The following is a 4238-nucleotide window of genomic DNA, read 5'->3' as shown; positions in this document are numbered from 1 at the left end:
ATGTTACTTGTAAGTGAGTACAACCTGGTGATACCTCACAAAAGAGTCTTCTGGATTGCACCTCCGCGGGTGTCAGGCGCGGACCGCACGTACGACATGGACCTAGGGTTACCTATGGATGCAGGCCGTTACGATCTGGTATTCGTCAACATCCATACTGAGTACCGGCAACACCACTACCAACAATGCGTCGACCATTCAATGCGTCTGCAGATGCTGGGAGGGGATTCACTACACCTGCTTAGACCAGGAGGCTCGCTGCTGATGAGAGCATATGGTTACGCAGACAGAGTCAGCGAGATGGTGGTGACAGCCCTGGCTAGGAAATTCTCGGCGTTCCGTGTCCTGAGACCGGCGTGTGTGACGAGCAACACAGAAGTGTTCCTGCTGTTTTCTAACTTTGATAACGGCAGAAGAGCGGTAACCTTGCACCAAGCTAACCAGAAACTTAGCTCAATGTATGCCTGCAACGGACTGCACACTGCTGGCTGTGCACCGTCATACAGGGTCCGCCGCGCAGATATATCAGGACACGGTGAGGAAGCAGTCGTAAATGCTGCCAATGCCAAGGGTACCGTGAGCGATGGAGTGTGCAGGGCGGTCGCTAAGAAGTGGCCATCATCTTTCAAAGGGGCTGCAACTCCAGTCGGCACAGCCAAGATGATCCGCGCAGATGGCATGACCGTAATCCACGCAGTGGGACCGAACTTCTCCACCGTAACAGAAGCCGAAGGGGACAGAGAGCTAGCGGCCGCGTACCGAGCTGTGGCTAGCATAATTAGTACCAACAACATAAAGAGCGTCGCAGTACCGCTGCTATCCACAGGCACCTTTTCCGGCGGTAAGGACAGAGTGATGCAGTCCTTGAACCACTTATTCACGGCATTGGATGCCACCGATGCAGACGTGGTTATCTACTGCAGAGATAAAAACTGGGAAAAGAAGATTCAGGAAGCCATCGACAGGCGGACGGCAATAGAGCTCGTATCCGAAGACGTGACCTTGGAAACCGATCTGGTTAGGGTACACCCGGACAGTTGCTTAGTCGGCAGAAATGGTTACAGTGCAACTGACGGTAAACTGTACTCTTACCTTGAGGGCACGAGGTTCCACCAGACGGCGGTCGACATGGCTGAAATATCAACTTTATGGCCAAGACTCCAAGATGCTAACGAGCAGATCTGCCTGTACGCCCTAGGGGAGACGATGGACAGCATACGCACTAAATGCCCAGTAGAGGACGCCGATTCGTCTACGCCGCCGAAAACGGTACCGTGTCTATGTCGGTACGCGATGACCGCGGAGCGGGTTGCCAGACTTAGGATGAATAACACCAAAAACATCATCGTGTGCTCCTCCTTTCCATTGCCGAAGTACAGGATAGAAGGCGTGCAGAAGGTGAAGTGTGACCGAGTGCTAATTTTTGACCAGACCGTCCCGTCACTAGTAAGTCCCAGAAAGTACATACAGCAGCCGCCGGAACAGCTGGATAATGTGAGCCTGACTTCTACGACGTCGACGGGATCCGCATGGTCATTTCCATCGGAAACGACCTACGAAACCCTGGAAGTCGTAGCCGAGGTACACACCGAACCTCCGATCCCTCCGCCTCGCCGACGTAGAGCAGCCGTCGCCCAACTTAGACAGGATCTGGAAGTCACCGAGGAGATCGAGCCGTACGTGATACAGCAAGCAGAGATCATGGTCATGGAGAGGGTCGCGACGACAGACATACGCGCTATCCCAGTCCCGGCACGGCGGGCCATTACAATGCCAGTCCCAGCCCCCAGTGTTCGTAAGGTCGCTACCGAACCTCCATTAGAACCGGAAGCTCCTATCCCGGCACCAAGAAAGAGAAGAACCACTGGCACCACACCTCCGCATAACCCCGAGGATTTCGTTCCCAGGGTACCGGTTGAGTTACCGTGGGAGCCGGAAGACCTAGACATCCAATTCGGTGACTTGGAGCCACGCCGCCGGAACACCAGGGACCGAGATGTCAGCACAGGAATACAGTTCGGTGACATCGACTTTAACCAGTCCTGACTAGGCAGGGCTGGCGCGTATATCTTTTCGTCTGACACTGGCCCGGGTCACCTACAGCAGAAGTCCGTAAGGCAACATGAATTGCCATGCGAGACTCTGTATGCCCATGAAGACGAACGCATATACCCGCCGGCATTTGACGGAGAGAAAGAGAAGGTACTCCAGGCAAAGATGCAGATGGCCCCGACAGAAGCGAATAAGAGCAGGTACCAGTCGAGGAAAGTAGAGAACATGAAGGCATTAATTGTAGAAAGACTACGCGAAGGAGCAAAGATGTACCTCCATGAGCAAACCGACAAAGTACCCACGTACACCAGCAAGTACCCTAGACCTGTGTACTCACCATCGGTGGATGACAGCCTGAGCGATCCGGAAGTGGCTGTGGCCGCCTGTAACTCTTTCTTAGAGGAGAATTATCCGACCGTGGCGAACTACCAGATAACCGATGAGTATGATGCTTATCTGGACTTGGTCGACGGCTCTGAAAGCTGCCTCGACAGAGCTACGTTCTGCCCGGCCAAACTAAGATGTTACCCTAAGCACCACGCATACCACCAACCACAAATCAGGAGCGCAGTACCTTCCCCTTTCCAAAACACGTTACAAAACGTGCTAGCCGCGGCCACTAAAAGAAATTGTAATGTCACCCAAATGAGAGAATTACCAACCATGGACTCTGCGGTGTTTAACGTAGAAAGCTTCAAAAAATACGCCTGTACCGGCGAATATTGGCAAGAATTTAAAGACAATCCTATACGGATCACCACCGAAAACATAACGACGTACGTGGCTAAACTCAAGGGTCCAAAGGCTGCTGCCCTTTTTGCCAAGACGCATAACCTGGTGCCGCTCCAGGAGGTGCCAATGGACCGCTTCGTGATGGATATGAAGAGAGATGTGAAAGTTACACCAGGCACCAAGCATACCGAAGAAAGGCCTAAAGTGCAAGTGATTCAAGCGGCGGAACCATTGGCCACGGCATATTTATGCGGAATCCACAGAGAGTTAGTCAGGCGGCTAAAAGCCGTTCTGACCCCGAACATTCACACTCTGTTTGACATGTCGGCGGAGGACTTTGATGCCATCATAGCGGCACATTTTCAACCGGGAGATGCTGTACTGGAGACAGATATCGCATCCTTCGATAAGAGCCAAGACGACTCCTTAGCGCTAACGGCGCTAATGCTTCTGGAAGACCTCGGGGTCGACCAAGAACTGCTGGACCTTATCGAAGCTGCGTTTGGTGAGATCACGAGTGTGCATCTACCTACCGGTACAAGATTTAAATTCGGTGCTATGATGAAGTCAGGAATGTTTCTTACACTCTTCATCAACACGCTGCTGAACATTGTCATAGCGTGCCGCGTCTTACGCGACAAATTATCGTCCTCGGCGTGCGCCGCCTTCATAGGTGATGACAACATAGTGCACGGCGTGAGGTCAGACCCGCTAATGGCAGAAAGGTGTGCGAGTTGGGTCAACATGGAAGTAAAGATCATCGATGCCACAATGTGTGAGAAACCACCGTACTTTTGTGGAGGATTCATCCTGTACGACAGTGTCGCCGGTACAGCGTGTAGGGTTGCAGACCCGTTAAAGAGGCTGTTCAAACTCGGGAAACCGCTCCCAGCGGACGACAACCAGGATGAAGACAGAAGAAGGGCACTAAAAGACGAAACAGTTAAGTGGTCCCGCATAGGATTGAGAGAAGAATTAGACGTGGCACTGAGCTCAAGATACCAAGTCAGTGGCGTCGGGAACATCACTAGAGCGATGTCCACGCTGTCTAAGAATTTGAAGTCTTTTAGGAAAATAAGAGGTCCCATTATACATCTGTACGGCGGTCCTAAATAGATGCAGGATTACACTACATCTAAAGACCACGTATTACAGACACCATGAATTACATCCCAACTCAAACCTTTTACGGACGCCGTTGGCGACCACGCCCGGCGTTCCGTCCATGGCGGGTGCCGATGCAGCCGGCCCCACCCATGATTCCAGAGCTGCAAACTCCGATCGTCCAGGCCCAACAGATGCAGCAGCTAATCAGTGCAGTTTCTGCCCTGACGACTAAGCAAAATGGCAAAGCACCGAAGAAGCCGAAGAAAAAGCCGCAAAAAGCGAAGGCTAAGAAAAACGAACAGCAAAAGAAAAACGAGAACAAGAAACCACCACCTTAGCCGGATTCT

At 52.1% G+C, this 4238-nt stretch carries 3 protein-coding genes; all 3 read left to right on the top strand.

The genetic code is table 11. The features are described from left to right. The coding region (locus MFF55_RS27365) for a macro domain-containing protein (RefSeq protein WP_238247272.1) at positions 1-2046 on the top strand (2046 nt) is incomplete at its 5' end. An 81-nt stretch (positions 2047-2127) separates the two neighbouring features. Continuing rightward, a complete protein-coding gene (locus MFF55_RS27360) occupies positions 2128-3900 on the top strand; it encodes an RNA-dependent RNA polymerase family protein (RefSeq protein ID WP_238208419.1) in 1773 nt (590 codons plus the stop codon). 44 nt (positions 3901-3944) lie between these two features. After that, positions 3945-4229, top strand: a complete 285-nt coding sequence (locus MFF55_RS27355) for a hypothetical protein (RefSeq protein ID WP_238247270.1) — start codon at positions 3945-3947, stop codon at positions 4227-4229. The last annotated feature ends 9 nt before the right edge of the window (positions 4230-4238 follow it).

This window comes from Methylobacterium iners (assembly GCF_022179305.1).
In the GTDB taxonomy this organism is placed as follows: domain Bacteria; phylum Pseudomonadota; class Alphaproteobacteria; order Rhizobiales; family Beijerinckiaceae; genus Methylobacterium; species Methylobacterium iners.
Note: the sequence above shows the minus strand (reverse complement) of the source record. Positions and strands in the feature narration are given on the sequence as shown.